Source organism: Thalassospira sp. MCCC 1A01148, assembly GCF_001613795.1.
Classification (GTDB): Bacteria; Pseudomonadota; Alphaproteobacteria; order Rhodospirillales; family Thalassospiraceae; genus Thalassospira.
Map to the genome: position 1 here is coordinate 225,076 of NZ_LPVZ01000021.1, position 17,362 is coordinate 242,437.

Below are 17,362 nucleotides of genomic sequence, written 5' to 3' on the forward strand. Positions count from 1 at the left end.
GACCAATTCCAACCATCCTCCTGATCAGAAACCACACTCTATCAGACCAACAGGAACCACCATGACCAAGCCCCACAAAGATATCTTTGGCAAACCTGTCGGCCACCCGGTTGAAAACTGGACCGGATGTGCTTTGCCACCGCGCAGTGACATGATCGGTGCCCACGTCATCGTAAGCCCGCTTGATGTCGCCCGCGATGCAAGACAACTTTTTGAGGCCAACGGCAAGGCGTCTGACGGATCACGCTTTACCTATCTTCCGACCGGGGCGTTCGCGGACTTTGATGCCTACAAGGCATGGCTTGCAAGCATGACAGCCAATGATGACCCGATGCTGCATACCATCATCGACAAACCCACCAACATGGCCGTCGGGGTTGCCGCCTTCATGCGGATGGATCAGAACAATGGCGTGGTGGAAATCGGCAATATCAACTATGCCCCGGCCCTGTCGAAAACCATTGGCGGGACAGAGGCGATGTATCTGATGATGAAGCGCGCCTTTGATGAGCTGGGCTATCGCCGCTATGAATGGAAATGCGACGATCAGAACGCGCCGTCACGTGCCGCCGCCGCGCGGTATGGCTTCACCTATGAAGGCACGTTTCGCAATCACATGGTCTATAAGGGGCGCAACCGCGACACCGCATGGTTTTCCATAACCGACAAGGAATGGCCGGAAATCAAAGCCGCGTTCGAGGCGTGGCTGGCAGCTGAAAACTTTGATGCGGATGGCCTGCAACGCACATCACTTGGCACCTTGATGTCCACGCACAGATCATAAATCCCCCGGCCGTACCCCGGTCCAATCCCGGCACCGCAAAACAAAAAACACCCCTTGTCCGTGACAGGGGGTGTTTTTGCATCGTTGATTTATCTGTTGATCATCAAACCGGGCAGGAAGGTCGCGATTTCCGGCCAGATCGTGATCAGGATCAAACCAAACAAAAGCAGGAAAAAGAACGGCAATGACGCCTTGGTAACGGTCAGAATGTCCCGGCCACTCATGCTTTGTAAAACAAACAGGTTAAAGCCGACCGGTGGGGTGATTTGCGATATCTCGACCACCAGCACCAGATAGATGCCAAACCAGATCGGATCGAGACCGGCACTCTGGATCATCGGCAAGGCCACCGATGACGAGCCAGCAACGGCGACCATCACCCCACAGAATATTGACGTGCAACAAACGCCCCGGCAACCAGCTTACCCATGGGGCCAGTCCCTTGAACATGTCCTCGGACAGGCGCGAACGAAACAGGATTCCCCCCATCCGGGCCCTTGTCGAGAAATATGGCAAGACCAGACAACTGGCGAGTGTACGCGCACATGACCAGGGGGTTTTGGGCGCACATTCGGACGTCGATGGAACAATCGCGGCCTTCCGCGAGATGAGCGACAAAGCCGTCCATGAAGACGGTGCCGAGATCATCATTCTGGGTGGTGCTGTCACAGCGGGGATGAAGCGCGAATTGCAACCGACATCGCCGGTTCCGATCCTTGATGGCCTGGACTGTGCCATTCGATATGCCGAGAAGCTTCATTCTTCCCGCGCCTGACCGGCCTTGGACAAAACATGGTAAATACATGCCCTTGGGGTTAGACTTCGCATAACCAAGTGCGGGAGAAAAGCCATGTTAAACAACACCCTTACACGAATAAAAACGTGGATTGCAGGCCTTGTTCTGTCAGCTGTGGTTATTGTCGGCCAGACGGCACATGCCGATATAACCTTACCGCCACCAGCCGAACGTGACGTCATCGAAGTCAATATTCATGGCTATGATCAGCTGGCCCACCTGTTTGATGATCTGAACTACACACTGGAACAATGGAACGCTGGCGAACGTGTTGTCCCCCGCCTTTTCCTGCAAACGATCCCGACAGTCTGGCGTGACGAACTTGCCGATCAATTGACGGTCGAAGCAAAGAAACGCACCTTCTTTCGCACACTCGGACCGTTAACCTTGCTTGCGAACGAGGAAATCGCCCTGCAACAACGCGCACTTCGCGAAGCCATCGACAATAATGACAGCGACATCATTGCCGAACTGGCCAAACAATACCGTGTTGAAACCGCCCCCGACGATCCCGCCACAATTGCCGAGCTTGAAAAACGCATTGCACCGGTTCCCGCATCCCTTGCCATGGCCCAGATGGCGATTGAAAGCGGCTGGGGAACGTCGCGTTTTGCCGCCCTGGGCAATGCGTTATTTGGTCAGTGGACATATGGCGACGAAGGCATCACACCAAAAGAACAGCGCAGCCATCTTGGTGATTACAAGATCGCGGCGTTCGACACGCCGTTCGGGTCTGTTCGGGCCTATATGAAAAACCTGAATACAGGTTCGGCCTATCAGGAATTTCGAGACAAGCGCGCGAAAATGATCGCCAATGAAGAGCCGCTTTCGGGAACCGCTCTTGCAGAGACCCTGACCCGCTATTCCGAAAGGGGTGAAGAATACATCAAGGACGTTAAGGCTGTTATTCGCCAGAACAACCTTGGCCACGCAGACGATGCCGTGCTTGACGACGGCCCCTACTACTATCTGATCCCGAAAGGTGACTAAGCACGACTGCGCCTTCTGCTTCACCAGAAACCAACGAACTGGTGATTTTGATTAAGCCATACTTGCGCCTATAGTCGCCGTTCCAACGCATCAACCGGAAAAACCATATGTTTGACGCCCGCCTGCGCCCGCTGATCGATGTGCCCCTGAATGCAATTGCGCGCTCGCTTTCGGGCACGGGCATTACCCCCAACATGATCACAGGGTTCGGGTTCTTGCTTGGCATTCTGGCGGCAGTCTGCCTTGCGCTTACCCTTGATTACGCTGCCCTTGCGCTGATCCTTGCATCGCGTTTCATGGACGGTCTGGATGGTGCGGTTGCCCGGCACGCGGCCCCGCGATCACGCCATCCCGGTGCCAAAAGTCAGGAAAGCGACCTGGGCGGGTATTACGACATCGTATCGGATTTTCTGTTTTATTCCGGCATCATTCTGGCCTTTGCCATCGGTCGACCGGAACACGCGTTGATGGCTGCTTTCCTGATTTTCTGCTTCGTCGGGACCGGGTCGAGTTTTCTGGCGTATGCGATCATTGCCGCCAAACAGGGCCGGAACGACGACCAAAGCCAGGGCAAAAAAAGCTTCTATTTTCTGACCGGCATCACCGAAGGCAGCGAGACGATATTCGTTTTATGCCTGATATGTGTTTTTCCAGCCTGGTTTGACACAATTTCCGCCATTTTTGGCGCCCTTTGCCTGATGACGACCTTTGGGCGTGTCAGCGAGGCCAGACGTGACTTTGCATAAAATCAGGACTGATAAATTTTAGTGCAATGGCAACAGCTTGAAACGCATTCCTGAAACAGCCATATCGAGCTTATCAAGTACCCCTGCCCGCCCGGACAGGAAACGTTAAAGCAAACCGTTGCCCGAAAAAGCCAAACGTCCCGACCGTTTGGGAAAAACAGCAAGGAATAGAATGCGATCATTGAAGTTTCTATGCGCTGCCCTTGTCGGGTCTTTTTTGCTGGTTGCCTGTGATCAGTCAGGCCCGATCAAAATCGGCTTCATTGCCGGCCTGTCCGGCCCCGGTGCAGATGCAGGTACTGACGCACTTGATGCGCTGAAACTCGCAGCCCAGCAAGTTAATGGCGAAGACGGCATTAACGGCCGCATGGTCGAAATCATCCCCCGTGACGATCAAAAAACGCCAGAAATTGCCCAAAGTCACGTTCGTGAATTCAAACGCCTGGGCGTTGATGCGGTTGTTGGCCCGATCATCAGTTCTATCGGAATGGCAATGCTGCCGGTGATCAATGAACTGGGTGTGGTCACAGTTTCACCCACCATTTCTGCCGCCGACTTTGCCGGTTTTCGCGACAACCTGTTTCGCATGAACTCCACGACCCGCGAAAATGCGCGCGCTTATGCCCGACGCTATATCGCGTTGGGCCATGAACGGGTCGCTCTTGCGCTTGACGGACAAAATCAGGCATTCGCCGATAGCTGGTATCGTGAGTTCCTTCTGGAACTTGATGCCCTTGACGGGCGCGTGGTTTCAAAGGTCTGGATCAATGTCGACGATGCCACACACGCCAGCGCAGCCGCCGAATTGCTGAGAAATAATCCTGATACCATTGTCCTGATCACCAATAGCGCAGATGGCGCCCGCATGGCACAGGAAATACGCAAGCTGGCACCCGACATTCCGTTGGCGGCGGCTGAATGGGCGGGCTCGCAGGCCCTGATTGAATTGGGGGGCGAGGCGGTCGAAGGATTGCAACTGGTGCAGGCCTATGATCGCTATGACACCAATCCGCGCTTTCAGAAATTCATCAAAGACTTCAGTGATATGTTTGGCCGCCAGCCCGGCTATACGGCTGTCCTGACATATGACGCTGCCACGGTTCTGTTTGCCGCACTGCGCACCAAGCACCCAGAACAGTCACTTGCAGACGCCCTGACTAACCTGCCGCCGCAACAGGGGTTGCATCAGGAACTGGTGTTTGATGCCTTTGGTGATGGCAATCGCAACATCTATTTCGTGGCCATTCAGGACGGAAAGTTCATCCGGGTCGACTAAAAAAGCCCTGCTTTTGCAGGGCTTTTCGTATCGGCTTGGTCAGGGTCCTTGCGACCAGTCCTAGTGATCACTTTCCTCAAGGAAATGGTCGCCAAGGCCGGTATCATATTCCATGCCTTCCTTGGTCAGAACGATACTGCCCGGATAACCTTCCTTGACCAGTCCCTTGCGGGTCAGTGCGACCCAAACAGCCGGGTTATCAAAACCGCTGGCGTCGCGCGCAGCCACAGTGAATTTGCCAACATGAACATGATCGCCATGGGCGTGGGGCACACGCAGAAGCGTTGCTTCGCCGGTGGCCTCATCGATCTTCCCGGAATTGGGGTCTTTGGCAATGACCTGTGCGAGCACAAGAGTGCGCAGCTGCAGCTTGTTGAGTTTCAGCGGATTTTTGCGAACGAATGCCATGATGAATGATACCCCGGTTTAGATGCGTTATTTGCTAGAGCCTGTTGCGATTAGCTTGTACCGCTTTTTTCCAAGGGCAGTCCTCTGTGCAGCAAGGAAAGGGGCGCAGAGCGTAGCGGTGCTACGGTCAAGACCCTTGACGCTGCAGGGCTAAGGAATGTCCCGGCCCGACGGGTTCGCCAAACGCGAACAAAAGTTATGCAAGCTAATCGAAACAGGCTCTGGGACATATCTGTTACTTGGCGCGATGATGCAAGTGCTGATTTGGGCACCATCAAAAACGGCCTAACCGCCCGCCAGCATCCGGCGCAACTTGCGATCCCGCTTAAGATGCCATTCGCGGCTCATCGCCTGCCCGAATGTGCGGAACCGTTCGACATAAACCAGTTCCCACTGCCGACCACGGGTGGTCTTGGCCCCCTTGCCGCTATTATGGGTGGCAAGACGGGCCTCAACATCGGTTGACCAGCCGACATAGGTCCGGGGCAAAGCGGCCTTGCCCTGCCCCGGCCTGAAATCACATTCGCGCAGCACATAAACAAAGGTGAATGACGCCATCTATGAACTCGCGCTATCGCCGTTGTTGCATCACGTACCTGAATTCGTTTCATGCTGTGGCGAAAACGGCTGACTTCGAGAACCGGCGCGCAGCGTACTTAAGGTACGTGAGCACCGGAAGCGCAGAAGCCAGCCGTTTGCAGACCAGCATGGGACGAATTAAAGCGTCGAGTTGAAGGCACCACCATCAAGCAGGATGTTCTGCCCGACCATGAATTTCGCATGTTCGCTGCACATGAAGGCACAGGTCGCCCCGAAATCAAGCGGATCACCAAAACGTCCCGTGGGAAGACCCGCCTGGGTTTTGGTGCGCGCTTCTTCCAGCGAAATGCCTTCTGCCTTTGACTTGTTGGTCATCAGCGCGTTGATACGGTCCGTATCGTGCTGGCCCGGCAAAAGGTTGTTCATGATCACACCATCCTTGGCCACCTGGCGCGAGGTCCCGGCGACAAAGCCGGTCAGACCGGCACGGGCACCATTCGAAAGACCCAGATGCGGGATTGGTGATTTCACCGAACCCGACGTGATATTCACAATCCGGCCCCACTGGCGCGAAATCATGCCCGGCAGAACCGCGGTCGCCAGCAGGATCGGGGTGAGCATGTTCGACTGAACGGCGGCTTCCCATTCCTTCTGGCCCCAGTCGGACCACACACCCGGGGGTGGGCCACCGGCATTGTTGACAAGAATATCCGGCGCATCGACAGCCGCCAGAACCTTGTTACGGCCTTCTTCGGTTGTGATGTCGCAGGCGACCGTTGTGACATTCACGCCATAGGTATCACGGATATATTCCGCAGTTTCGTTCAGCGGCCCTTCGGAACGCGCATTGAGCACAAGATCAACACCGGCTTCGGCCAGTTTGATCGCGCAGCCACGACCAAGCCCCTTGGATGAGGCACAAACGATGGCCTTCCGGCCCTTGATTCCAAGATCCAATGGATCCTCCCATGTTCAGGAATTCAGACAATGGCAGGAATTTAGCCCGCAAGCCCCCAAGGGTCAAACGCACTTCCATAATTTGGAATCATTTCAAAACCGAATGTTCCGGAACGGGCCCTTCAGCCAAACACAGCATCATGCGCGCTGACATAGGCAATCGCCGCCTTTGACACATCGCCCGCCGTCATGCCGGGCTTATAGATGCCCGAACCAAGGCCAAAGCCATCGCAGCCCGCCTTGGCATAGACGCTAAAATCATCCGGGCCGACACCGCCAACGGCATAAACCGGCACATCTTTTGGCAAGACAGCGCGCATTGCCTTGATGCCCTCAGCGCCGATGATGCTGGCCGGGAAAATCTTAAGCCCGTCTGCCCCGGCCTTGATCGCGGCAAAGCATTCGGTGGGCGTCAAAACACCGGGCCAGGAGCCCATACCAAGTTCCTTGGTTTTGGCGATCACCTCGATATCGCAGTTGGGCGATACGACAAATTCACCATTCGCCGCCTTTACATTGGCAACATCATCAATCGTCAAAACCGTGCCCGCCCCGATCATCGCGGCCTCCCCGACCGCCTCTTTCATCGCAGAAATGCTTTTAAGCGGTTCGGGGGAATTTAGCGGCACCTCGATCATCGTGATCCCGGCTTCGACCAGCGCGCGCGCCATATCGGTGGCCTCATGGGGCTGCACACCGCGCAGGATCGCAATCAGGCGACGGTGATTTTTGCCAGTTGTGGCATCGGTAATCTGTTCTGCGACATAGGAGGGTGCCATGGATCAATTTTCCTTTGAGGCCGATGAGGCCGTTGAGGCCGAAATAAGTGTGCCATACGCCTGACGCAGACCGGCAAGCGTAATTGCCGCCCCGTCCTGCAGATCGGCCTTGTGATGATGCACGGCCAAGGCCGCCTGATACAGCGACGCCAGCTTGCCCGCCCCGATCAGGGCTATATTCTCGCCCGGCTGCAGCAGGCCAAGAACATCCGCGACCTCCGTACCAATCACGGTTCCCGACAAAACCGATGCCCCCGGCGGCACCGAACCACCGGCGGGCGCGACAAGTGCCCCGGCCCGCACGCCAAACAAGCTATGCAAGAATGCCGTCGGCTGTGTGGCTGCGCGCCTTACCGCATCGGCAAAGGCACCATCGTCCCAGCCGTCATTCACCGAATGCTGCAATATGGAGTTTTGTGATAACAGCGCAAAGACTTCACCACTCATATAGGTGCGAAACGCGGTGATCCTGCCGTCTGAAACCCGGGCCCATTTCGAATGGGTTCCGGGCAGACAGACCCACCCGGAAAATTCAGGATGTCCGGCCATAAAGCCGACCAGCTGGGTTTCCTCGCCGCGCATAACATCGGCATCGCCGCGCTGACACAGACCCGGCAGGATAAAAACAGAAATGCGAGGATCACTCACCTTTGGTGCAACCGCCCCCTGTGCCAGATCCGAAGGCCGTGCCGGCACATCGCAATAAGGCGCTTCCAGCCAGCCTTGCTTGGCCCCGGCCATGCCACAAATCACCACAGGCAGCTTTGCCGCATCCGCCGCCAGCCAATCCTCGATCAAACCGACCAAAACGGTTTCAAATGAAAGTTTCGGATCGCTGGCAATCGCATTCATGCCAAGCGGGCTTTCAACGGTACCAAGGATGTTACCGCTATCATCCAGCCCCCAAACCCGAAGATTGGACGTCCCCCAATCAACCGCGATCCATGAAAGATCCCCCATGGTCGTGCTTAAATTCTGTGAAGAAGCGTTCAACGCCCTGCCCTTTGATAATTGTTTTCCGCGACCTGTCGCGGCGTTTTATTCCTCATACAATTTGCAGCATCCCCGGTCAATCACAGAGCCCATCCCCAAACACCATGACCGCGCAAACCCACGAAATAATCATCGTAAAAAACTATCGTAAACACATAAAATAACTATTTCCCCTATCATACTTGCTGTTGGTAGCCTTCATACATTGATGGGAAACCCCATCGCATCGGATTGAACATACCGTGTCATGTTGCGATCTTTGAGTTGAGCATTACCTACAACATGAAACCTTAACGCATATTATCTGATTTCATCACGCCGGTTTTGGTTAAATCAATTCAGGGAGAAACGACCAAAGGGTGCCGTAAACAACGGATAGGAATTTGTTGTTTGCCAGAACGAAGTCACAGCACCCTACTGCGACGCGATACGGGTCCAGGAGCTGTTTAAAACATCTCAGCCACGACGGAGAGAGAAAAAATGGACGGAAAACATACCGCAGGGAAATGTCCGGTAATGCATGGTGGCATGACCGAGACGGGCAAATCAGTAAGCGACTGGTGGCCAAAGACGCTTAATCTCGACATTCTTCACCAGCACGACACCAAGGTGAACCCCTATGGTGAAGACTTCAACTATGCCGAAGAATTCAAAAAGCTCGACCTTGAAGCCGTCAAGACCGACATCAAAAACCTCATGACCGACAGCCAGGACTGGTGGCCGGCCGACTGGGGCCATTATGGCGGGCTGATGATCCGTATGGCATGGCACTCTGCCGGTTCTTACCGCTTGGCCGATGGCCGGGGTGGTGGCGGCAAGGGCAACCTTCGTTTCGCCCCGCTGAACTCCTGGCCTGACAACACCAACCTGGATAAGGCGCGCCGTCTTCTCTGGCCGATCAAAAAGAAATACGGCAACAAGCTTTCCTGGGCTGATTTGATCATTCTGGCCGGCACCATGGCCTATGAGTCGATGGGCCTTAAGGTCTTTGGCTTTGGCGGTGGCCGTGAAGATATCTGGCACCCGGAAAAGGACACCTATTGGGGTGCCGAACGCGAATGGCTGGCACCATCTGACAATCGTTATGACGATGTCTCCAAGCCTGACACCATGGAAAACCCGCTGGCCGCGGTCCAGATGGGCCTGATCTATGTGAACCCGGAAGGGGTCAATGGTCAGCCCGATCCGCTCAAGACCGCCGCCCAGGTGCGTGAAACCTTTGCCCGCATGGCAATGGATGACGAAGAAACCGCGGCCCTCACGGTCGGTGGTCACACGGTTGGTAAAACGCATGGCAACGGTAATGCCGACCTGCTTGAAGCCGAACCCGAAGCCGCCGATGTCCATGAACAGGGCTTTGGCTGGATGAACCACACCAAGCGTGGCATTGGCCGCGATACCGTGACGTCTGGCATCGAAGGCGCCTGGACCACCCATCCGACCAAGTGGGATAACGGCTATTGCAAGCTGCTGCTGGGTTATGAGTGGGAGCTCAAGAAAAGCCCGGCCGGTGCCAACCAGTGGGAACCGATCGGCATCAAAGAAGAAGACATGCCGGTTGACGTGGAAGATCCGTCAATCCGCCGCATGCCGATCATGACCGATGCCGACATGGCCATGAAGATGGACCCGACCTATCGTGCGATCATCGAGAAATTCAATAATGACTTTGACTATTTCTCCGATTGCTTTGCCCGTGCATGGTTCAAACTGACCCACCGTGATATGGGCCCGAAGGCCTGCTATCTCGGCCCGGATGTGCCGAAAGAAGACCTCATCTGGCAGGACCCGATCCCGGCTGTTGATTACACCCTGAGCGATGCCGAGATCGCCGATCTCAAATCCAAGCTGCTCGGTCTCAGCCTGTCCCCGACCGATCTGATCAACACCGCCTGGGACAGTGCCCGCACCTTCCGTGGGTCGGACCGTCGTGGTGGTGCCAATGGCGCACGCATCCGTCTTGCCCCGCAGAAGGACTGGGAAGGCAACGAACCCGCACGCCTTGCCAAGGTTCTCAAGGCGCTTGAGGACTTCCAGGCTGGCCTTGCCAAGAAAGTCTCGATGGCTGATCTCATCGTGCTCGCCGGTACGGCTGCGGTTGAAAAGGCCGCCCGTGATGCCGGGGTTAACATCACCGTCCCGTTCGCACCGGGCCGCGGGGATGCAACGGACGAAATGACCGATGCCGACAGCTTCGATGTGCTCGAACCGCTGGCGGACGGTTTCCGCAACTGGTCGAAAAAGGACTATGTCGTCTCACCGGAAGAAATGCTGCTGGATCGGGCACAGCTCATGGGCCTGACCGCCCATGAAATGACCTGCCTGATCGGTGGTATGCGGGCGCTCGGTACCAACCATGGCGGCACCAAACACGGTGTCTTCACCGATCGCGAAGGTGTTCTGACGAATGACTTCTTCGTCAACCTGACCGACATGGGCTACAGCTGGAAACCGGCCGGCGACAACCTCTATAACATCGTTGATCGCAAGTCCGGCGAAACCAAATACACCGCCACCCGCGTGGATCTGGTGTTTGGTTCCAACTCGATCCTGCGCGCCTATGCCGAAGTCTACGCCCAGGACGACAACCACGAGAAGTTCGTCAAGGACTTCGTCGCCGCTTGGGTAAAAGTCATGAACGCTGATCGCTTTGATCTGGCGTGAACTCCTGTGCTTGCTCCTCATGTGCGTATGGTAGTAGTGGGGAGCAAGCTGTATGTGGATTTGCTTCAAACCAGAACCAAGAGTAAACCAAGGCAATGATTTTGCCGCTAATGCATTGAAAACGTGAAGTATAAATCTCTTGCTATTTACGGAACGAAGGATTAACTTCGCAATTGTTGGTGGAATATAGCAGATTGCTCCCGCAAAAGTATGACTTCTCTAGGAGATAGTTGTACGCAGGAATTCCAAGATATAGGGAACAGTTTGTAGAATTCTCTGGGCATCATTTGTACCAACTGTCTGCTTAGAATGTCCACTGAGTAAGACGCGGCATGGAGTGAGACCCATGCTAGCTAGCTCCTCATCAGCTTAAATAGCTGATGCGACAGAAATTTATGCATCGCCCACAAACATGTGGGCGATGCCTCATTTCTTTGCAGAGGACGCAGCCATGAGCGATGAACGCACCGAAGATTTTATCCCACAAATAACCAACGCACTACTTGCATACCCCTATCGAGAGATAACGGGTAGCCGAGTCAACGAACAAATTAAAAAAGCGGCTCCTGAATTGAACATACGAGAAACGGTTGGCATACTCACTGGACCGGGGGCTCTATCGACTTTTATCGAAAAATACTTATCTGGAATTCTCCAGCGCATCGGAAACCAAGGCGGCGATACACTATTCGAGATTTTAGGTAGCCAATCAGATAAGCACACAGCACCATCCGAACGCAGCCTTTGGAAAACTTTTGTCAGTCCAGCGTCAGAGCAACATTTAGTTATTGACCCTCAGAGTCTAACCATTCGCGTTCAGGATGATGCTCCGGACCAAAACTCCCCTCTGTCCGAAATACAAAAAGTTTCTGAAGAAGAACATGACCGGATAAGGGATCACTTCCACAAGACCTTACCCACAGAATCCCTTGAAAAATTGATGAATGATGACGGAAGCCATCTCAGCTTTAACAACTGGATATCGATCCTTCGAACTGAATTTCCGGAAGACTATAAACGCTGGGGAAAATTTCGGATTGAGAAACTTACGGATGTATTCAAGCAACGAATAGACAATTTTGACTTGAGCATCGAACAAAAGTCTGACTTAATTCGTGAATTACATTTATCTCAACATCACTCCTACGAGCAAAGAAAACTTACAGCATCGGCTAACCATGCTGAAACTCATCTTAGTGAGCGATCTAGCCTCGCTTCCTCAGAACCAGCGATAAACGCACGTACTTTTGCACTTGAAGCGATCAAAATCATGAGAGACGACGAGATACGCTCGATGCCCATTACGATTGGCACCGCCATTGACGTCTTAAAAAAGAAAACCATTCTATCAGGATAGAATATTCCAATGAGTGACCCATGGCTGTTTATCATTGTTTCAACACAAGAAAGCCAAAATATCACTCAAGAACTCCACGATAAGACCAGCCAACTGGCAGAGACGCATGTATCGATTTTCTCACCACCTGAAAAATTGGAAAAAGGAGGATACCAAGATGCCCTGACCAAGCATTTTATTGAAGCAATCGAATCTGCAGGCGTGATCCACAACACTGAATTTAGTGTAATTTTAGACCGCAATGTAAAGTGCAACGTTAAAACGCTTGAGTCTCAACTAAACCACGAAGCCAATTTTAAGTCTCTGATTCGGCATGTTTCCATAAAAACAATTCGAACAAGAATGACGAATCATATAATGGAAAATAATTCGCACTGGCGTACGTATGCGACAGATCAAATTTCAAGATACAACTACCAGACAACAAAGCTAGAAACTTGGCATCAGCAGTTTGGACAACTTCAACACCCGACTATTGGACGGATGATCGCATCACAGCTTCGTGTTGAGTCCTTGAACAAAATCACTGTTGCGCAGAAAGCTTTCATCAAAGGAAAGAGTGATTCCATAGGACAAAAGCAACAACACTGTGTAATCGCTGATGGTGACCAAGGTGGAAGTTGGCAAACTATTGACAATGATATAACGCACCTAACTCAGGATAATCTCCCACCTGCGGAATGGGATGAAGTAGCCAAAACCATCAAGTTTCCTGACTCAAACTGCCATGAACTCGTCGTTTATGAAGATGCACTATGGAGCGGGTATGAGTTTTGCAATCACCTCAATGCAATGTCCGATATTTCGTCACTACCTCGTATTCAGTTCAAGTTTGCCATTATTACTGACTTTGGACTACGGATCGCGCGCCATGCGATTAGGCATTCAGGACTTCACGAGAAGCTATATATTGACACCAATAACTCTCAACTAATCTATTTTCTTGACCAAGACCTTCCCACCCCACTTCAGTATGGAGAGGGGCTCTCCCCTGACGATTATTTTGAAGAATTACACAAGCACGTAACTCCCGCGGTGTTTTCACGACACCAATGGACTGATCGAGACAAAGATGCATGTCGAGAAATCGGCCGGCAACTTGTAAGACATTGGCTACGAAGAAAAGGATGCGAGAACCCCACCGACGAGCAGATAGACAAATACTCGCTTGGCGGTGGCAGGTTTGGCTCTGCTATTTTACTTTCTCACAGCATTCCAAAAGTCTGCCTACCTTTACTTTGGCTAGATGGACCTGTTTCGCTTAACGGAAAGACCATAAATTGGCGTCCACTATTTATAGATCCACGAAGAGTAAAAGATGTGCATGTCCCTGCATAATCCGGCACCTCGGAGCAACTCGTAAGTGCTACTCGATGATAGGCACATAAAGTATGTTCGGGATCACTGGCAAGGAAAGCACGCGCTGTTATTCGCGCTGGCCGTCAACCTGATCCTGATCCGCGCTCTGATCCTGTTTGCCGATCGCTATACGCTGCCGCCCTATATCCCTGATCGCATCCCGGCGCTGATCGCGACGATTGCGTTTATTCTTTTTTTTCATGGCGTTGTTTTTGTCTGGCAGGTGGTCGGCGTGCTGCGCGCCACCCAACATCAATCAAGCATTCTTGCCAATATCTGGACCGTTGTGACCTATGGGGTGATCGGGCTTTGTCTGGTCTTTACCGTGCTCAGTATCGCGGCCTCTTTCCGTGCCCTCGCCCCGGAGCGGTTTATTCCGGTCAATCTGACCGAGCTTGAAGATGCCCGCGCCAGCCAGTATGCGCTGACCCTCAGTCCGGATAACACCCGTATTCACATCACTGGTATCTTTGCCCTTGGCATGGCGCAGCGATTGGCCGCCTTGCTTGATGAAAATCCGGGTGTCACCGGCATCGTCCTGCACAGTGATGGCGGGCATGTCTATGAGGGGCGCGGTGTCGGCTTCCTGATCCGCGACCGGGGCTTGGACACCTATGTGTTTGAGGCCTGCAGCTCCGCCTGCACGACCGCCTTTATCGGTGGTGCCAAACGTTACCTCGGCCCCAATGGCCGGCTGGGCTTCCATCAATACAAGATCGATCTCGACTACCCCGTCCCGCTGTATGACATCAAGGGCCAGCAGGAAAAGGAAATCACCTTCTATCGCAGCCAGGGCATTGCCGAGAGCTTCCTCGAGCAAGTCTTCCTCACACCGCATACCGGGATCTGGTTCCCGGAGGTGGCGGAGCTGATGGAGGCGGGTGTTGTCGATGGGGTGGTTGAGGAATGAGCATGCCGGACCAGCGCAGTCTGCGCGCGGTCTCGAACTTTGGCTTAAAATTGCTAACTTTTCCAAAGCCCATCTTAACTGTCCGTTCGCTGCAGGATAAAGACGGGGTCAACCTTGCGCTTGCCCAACTCACGGGCATTCTCAGGGGCATGCAAAGCCGAAATGTCGGCCCCTGATACACACCAGAAACGTTGTCGAAAGGCGGACTGAGCAAGTTTGAGTTCGCAACCGAACGACCGGATGTGAAGCACTGGACGCCACAATCAACCTGTTAACGCTAGAAGTAACCGCAGTTTGATTTGGCAAGAGTGAACTTTATGATCCCCCCTACAGCACTCCGTTCTGCCGGTAATGCGGTGTCGGGAACGCCCCCGGATGATGCCGGCATGCGAACTATACAGCGCCGAAGAAAACGTATTCTTCGGCTTGGTGTTTTGGTTCTTTTGGTACTCGTCGCCGGATCTCGGTCCTTGACCGATCGGCAGAGCGCGCTTCACGACATGATCGAAGCCGTTGGGCTATTTGCGATTTACGTATGCATCATCGGACGTGGCTGGTGCTCCCTTTATATCGGCGGGCGCAAGAACACAGAGCTTGTCACCACCGGGCCTTATTCAAGCTGCCGTAATCCACTTTATCTTTTCAGCATAATCGGGGCGTTTGGTGTCGGAGCCCAGACCGGCAGCATCGTGCTCGCCAGTTTGTTTGCGGGCGTGTGCTGGATGGTGTTTCGCAATGTGGTCTTGCAAGAAGAGGTGCTGTTGTCAGAACGTTTTGGCAAGGCATTCCGCCGCTATACCAATACTGTGCCGCGTTTTCGGCCGACCTGGTTTCGCTGGCAGGATGAAGAAACACTGCTGTGCAAGCCGTCACTGTTTTTGACCACGACGCGCGATGCGATGTGGTTTCTGGCTGCCGGACCGGTATTGGAAGGCATCAAAGTGATGCAGGAAAAGGGATGGCTGATACCTGTGATCTATCTGCCCTAAGTGCCAAACCTGAATAAGGTCTCCCGGTTTAGCCCGAAGCGGTTGAGCGGCTGCCCGAAGCGGTTGAGCGGCTGAAAGACAGCTTGTCCTTTATCCCGCGCTACGATTTTGCGATCTGCCCCACCCCCAGCAATAGCAGGACTTTTGCCTGTTGATCCGATATTTGCTCAGACGTGGACGCACATAAGTCGATCCACACAAGGCCATCTGAATGAATCGCCCGCCCTTTCCATTGGGTTTAGGCCTACCGGGCTACCGTCACAAATGTTCGATCCCAAGAACGATGATGACGAAAGCCCCCCGAACTGCACAACATAATAGCGGAGTAGAAATTGATATGAAACCGACCGAAAATCCTCAAGGGAACCTCGCAATAGGACGCCGCAGCTTTCTAAGTGGTGCGGCGGCCCTTGGTGTTGGTGCCGGATTGGCCGCACACGCCAATGCCGCCGACACCACTGCGGCAGAAAAATCGACCATTGCCTTGCGAGACCACGACCTGCCCTTTATCGCCACCGAAGAGACCTATACCACCGACGAACTGATCGCGCTGAATGCGATTAACGATGATCACGTGGAATACCTCAGGGAAACCGGTCTTGCCGAACTTGGCCCCGGCCGCATCGGTGACATGGATCAGGCAGGGATCAATATGCAGATCCTTTCGGCACATACGCCCGGCGTGCAGGATCTCGCTGGTCAGGAAGGCATCGATTTTGCCTATCGCCTCAACAAGATGATTGCCACCGGCCCGATGGTCACCTATCCGGGGCGGTTCCAGGCCTTTGCAACCCTGCCGCTACAGGACCCGGCCGCATCAGCCGACGAACTGGAACGCGCCGTTCGCGAAGATGGATTTGTCGGCGCCATGACCAATGGCTTCATTGGCAAAAAGTTTCTCGACCATCCCGATTTTGAACCCCTTCTGGCGCGGGCCGAGGCACTTGATGTCCCGATATACCTACATCCGGGCTTCCCGCCCAAGGAAGTCTTCGACATTTACTACCGCATCATGCGGCCAGGATATAATGACGAATATCAGGACTACATTCTCAGTGGTTCCGGATATGGTTGGCACCAGGAGGTGCTTACGCAATGTCTTCGACTGATCATGACAGGAACGTTCGACAGATTCCCCAAACTGCAAATGATCATCGGCCATATGGGAGAAGGCCTTCCGTTCTTCTTTGAGCGTATCGCCGAAGATTTGGGCGATGTGACCGAAGGCTCCCTGAACAAGCCCATCGGCCAGTACTTCAGTGACAATTTCTGGTACACAACCAGCGCATTTTTCCAGGATGAACTGCTTCATCTTTTGTTGAAATACATCAGTGTGGATCGTGTGATGTTTGGAACCGATTATCCGTTTGCAGACATGAAGCAGGGAACCGACTGGTTTCGGGCAGTGGATCTGCCCCGTGAAGCCAAGGAAAAAATTGCGTTCCGGAATGCGCAAAAACTGTTCGGCATAAAGGTCTGATACCTCTTCCCAACCCCACACGCCTTTAACAACAACGAGTTGTATGAGGCCTAAAAGAAACAGGGCTACAGCAAAGACAAACACCCCGCTCGGGTTCGCCAAGCGGGGTGTTTTGATCTAGGGCGTTGTTATATCTCGCAAAGAAGCGATTTATACCAGAAGTGGTTTCGGGGGCAGGATTAGTCTCCGCCCTTCGGGCTCCGCCAGCTTCGGCCAAAGGCCTTCGCAAAGAACCTGCAAACAGGCTATGGCCTGTTTGCGATGTCCCAATCCGCATGCACCCGACAATCGAACATTAAAAAAGCCCGCCACAAGGGCGAGCTGGTAACGGATA

The 17,362-nt window shown here is 53.6% G+C and carries 18 protein-coding genes; 11 read left to right on the forward strand and 7 right to left on the reverse strand.

The window, feature by feature from the left end; translation table 11 throughout:
- The first annotated feature begins 61 nt into the window (after positions 1-61).
- A complete protein-coding gene (locus AUQ43_RS17365) occupies positions 62-784 on the forward strand; it encodes a GNAT family N-acetyltransferase (protein WP_062957568.1) in 723 nt (240 codons plus the stop codon).
- A gap of 89 nt (positions 785-873) precedes the next feature.
- On the opposite strand, the gene AUQ43_RS17370 is transcribed toward AUQ43_RS17365, so the two are convergent.
- Positions 874-1,161, reverse strand: coding sequence for a TRAP transporter large permease subunit (locus AUQ43_RS17370; protein WP_062957569.1), 288 nt, complete (start codon positions 1,159-1,161; stop codon positions 874-876).
- 71 nt (positions 1,162-1,232) lie between these two features.
- Between AUQ43_RS17370 and AUQ43_RS20380 the strand changes: the two genes are divergently transcribed.
- From AUQ43_RS20380 to AUQ43_RS17390, 4 genes are all read left to right on the forward strand, one after another.
- Positions 1,233-1,559 carry an aspartate/glutamate racemase family protein gene (locus tag AUQ43_RS20380; protein ID WP_232310734.1) on the forward strand — a complete coding sequence of 109 codons (327 nt, stop codon included), beginning with the start codon at positions 1,233-1,235 and terminating at the stop codon, positions 1,557-1,559.
- 75 nt (positions 1,560-1,634) lie between these two features.
- Entirely contained in the window at positions 1,635-2,570 is a 936-nt protein-coding gene (locus AUQ43_RS17380; RefSeq protein WP_062957571.1) for a glucosaminidase domain-containing protein, read from the forward strand.
- 107 nt (positions 2,571-2,677) lie between these two features.
- On the forward strand, positions 2,678-3,316 hold the full coding sequence (locus tag AUQ43_RS17385; protein ID WP_062957572.1) for a CDP-alcohol phosphatidyltransferase family protein: 639 nt from the start codon (positions 2,678-2,680) through the stop codon (positions 3,314-3,316).
- A gap of 172 nt (positions 3,317-3,488) precedes the next feature.
- Positions 3,489-4,592 carry an ABC transporter substrate-binding protein gene (locus AUQ43_RS17390; protein ID WP_062957573.1) on the forward strand — a complete coding sequence of 368 codons (1,104 nt, stop codon included), beginning with the start codon at positions 3,489-3,491 and terminating at the stop codon, positions 4,590-4,592.
- A gap of 60 nt (positions 4,593-4,652) precedes the next feature.
- Here the strand turns inward: AUQ43_RS17390 and AUQ43_RS17395 are convergent, their stop codons facing one another.
- From AUQ43_RS17395 to AUQ43_RS17415, 5 genes are all read right to left on the reverse strand, one after another.
- Positions 4,653-5,000, reverse strand: coding sequence for a hypothetical protein (locus tag AUQ43_RS17395; protein ID WP_062957574.1), 348 nt, complete (start codon positions 4,998-5,000; stop codon positions 4,653-4,655).
- A 285-nt stretch (positions 5,001-5,285) separates the two neighbouring features.
- Positions 5,286-5,558, reverse strand: a complete 273-nt coding sequence (locus tag AUQ43_RS17400) for a GIY-YIG nuclease family protein (RefSeq protein ID WP_062957575.1) — start codon at positions 5,556-5,558, stop codon at positions 5,286-5,288.
- A 159-nt stretch (positions 5,559-5,717) separates the two neighbouring features.
- The gene (locus tag AUQ43_RS17405; protein ID WP_062957576.1) at positions 5,718-6,497 is read right to left on the reverse strand and encodes an SDR family oxidoreductase; all 780 of its coding nucleotides are present in this window, start codon (positions 6,495-6,497) and stop codon (positions 5,718-5,720) included.
- A 122-nt stretch (positions 6,498-6,619) separates the two neighbouring features.
- Positions 6,620-7,276, reverse strand: a complete 657-nt coding sequence (locus AUQ43_RS17410; protein WP_062957577.1) for a 2-dehydro-3-deoxy-6-phosphogalactonate aldolase — start codon at positions 7,274-7,276, stop codon at positions 6,620-6,622.
- A gap of 3 nt (positions 7,277-7,279) precedes the next feature.
- Positions 7,280-8,269: a 2-dehydro-3-deoxygalactonokinase gene (locus tag AUQ43_RS17415; RefSeq protein WP_232310728.1), complete on the reverse strand. Its 990-nt coding sequence runs from the start codon at positions 8,267-8,269 to the stop codon at positions 7,280-7,282.
- Positions 8,270-8,749: 480 nt separating this feature from the next.
- Here AUQ43_RS17415 and katG point away from each other — a divergent pair, with 480 nt between their 5' ends.
- From katG to AUQ43_RS17450, 6 genes are all read left to right on the forward strand, one after another.
- A complete protein-coding gene (katG, locus tag AUQ43_RS17420) occupies positions 8,750-10,933 on the forward strand; it encodes a catalase/peroxidase HPI (protein ID WP_062957579.1) in 2,184 nt (727 codons plus the stop codon).
- A 451-nt stretch (positions 10,934-11,384) separates the two neighbouring features.
- On the forward strand, positions 11,385-12,290 hold the full coding sequence (locus AUQ43_RS17425; RefSeq protein WP_147250468.1) for a hypothetical protein: 906 nt from the start codon (positions 11,385-11,387) through the stop codon (positions 12,288-12,290).
- A 9-nt stretch (positions 12,291-12,299) separates the two neighbouring features.
- Positions 12,300-13,628, forward strand: a complete 1,329-nt coding sequence (locus tag AUQ43_RS17430) for a hypothetical protein (protein WP_062957581.1) — start codon at positions 12,300-12,302, stop codon at positions 13,626-13,628.
- 25 nt (positions 13,629-13,653) lie between these two features.
- On the forward strand, positions 13,654-14,559 hold the full coding sequence (locus AUQ43_RS17435; RefSeq protein WP_062957582.1) for a hypothetical protein: 906 nt from the start codon (positions 13,654-13,656) through the stop codon (positions 14,557-14,559).
- Between the two features lie 470 nt (positions 14,560-15,029).
- Positions 15,030-15,548, forward strand: a complete 519-nt coding sequence (locus tag AUQ43_RS17445) for an isoprenylcysteine carboxylmethyltransferase family protein (protein WP_232310729.1) — start codon at positions 15,030-15,032, stop codon at positions 15,546-15,548.
- 337 nt (positions 15,549-15,885) lie between these two features.
- Entirely contained in the window at positions 15,886-17,028 is a 1,143-nt protein-coding gene (locus AUQ43_RS17450; protein WP_062957585.1) for an amidohydrolase family protein, read from the forward strand.
- 150 nt (positions 17,029-17,178) lie between these two features.
- Here the strand turns inward: AUQ43_RS17450 and AUQ43_RS20605 are convergent.
- The coding region (locus AUQ43_RS20605; RefSeq protein ID WP_232310730.1) for a hypothetical protein at positions 17,179-17,362 on the reverse strand (184 nt) is incomplete at its 5' end.

Excerpts from the sequence above, each read along its gene's own strand:
- AUQ43_RS17365 (WP_062957568.1), top strand. The coding sequence starts at position 62 with ATGACCAAGCCCCACAAAGATATCTTTGGCAAACCTGTCGGCCACCCG.
- AUQ43_RS17370 (WP_062957569.1), bottom strand. The coding sequence starts at position 1,161 with ATGGTCGCCGTTGCTGGCTCGTCATCGGTGGCCTTGCCGATGATCCAG.
- AUQ43_RS20380 (WP_232310734.1), top strand. The coding sequence starts at position 1,233 with ATGTCCTCGGACAGGCGCGAACGAAACAGGATTCCCCCCATCCGGGCC.
- AUQ43_RS17380 (WP_062957571.1), top strand. The coding sequence starts at position 1,635 with ATGTTAAACAACACCCTTACACGAATAAAAACGTGGATTGCAGGCCTT.
- AUQ43_RS17385 (WP_062957572.1), top strand. The coding sequence starts at position 2,678 with ATGTTTGACGCCCGCCTGCGCCCGCTGATCGATGTGCCCCTGAATGCA.
- AUQ43_RS17390 (WP_062957573.1), top strand. The coding sequence starts at position 3,489 with ATGCGATCATTGAAGTTTCTATGCGCTGCCCTTGTCGGGTCTTTTTTG.
- AUQ43_RS17395 (WP_062957574.1), bottom strand. The coding sequence starts at position 5,000 with ATGGCATTCGTTCGCAAAAATCCGCTGAAACTCAACAAGCTGCAGCTG.
- AUQ43_RS17400 (WP_062957575.1), bottom strand. The coding sequence starts at position 5,558 with ATGGCGTCATTCACCTTTGTTTATGTGCTGCGCGAATGTGATTTCAGG.
- AUQ43_RS17410 (WP_062957577.1), bottom strand. The coding sequence starts at position 7,276 with ATGGCACCCTCCTATGTCGCAGAACAGATTACCGATGCCACAACTGGC.
- katG (WP_062957579.1), top strand. The coding sequence starts at position 8,750 with ATGGACGGAAAACATACCGCAGGGAAATGTCCGGTAATGCATGGTGGC.
- AUQ43_RS17425 (WP_147250468.1), top strand. The coding sequence starts at position 11,385 with ATGAGCGATGAACGCACCGAAGATTTTATCCCACAAATAACCAACGCA.
- AUQ43_RS17430 (WP_062957581.1), top strand. The coding sequence starts at position 12,300 with ATGAGTGACCCATGGCTGTTTATCATTGTTTCAACACAAGAAAGCCAA.
- AUQ43_RS17450 (WP_062957585.1), top strand. The coding sequence starts at position 15,886 with ATGAAACCGACCGAAAATCCTCAAGGGAACCTCGCAATAGGACGCCGC.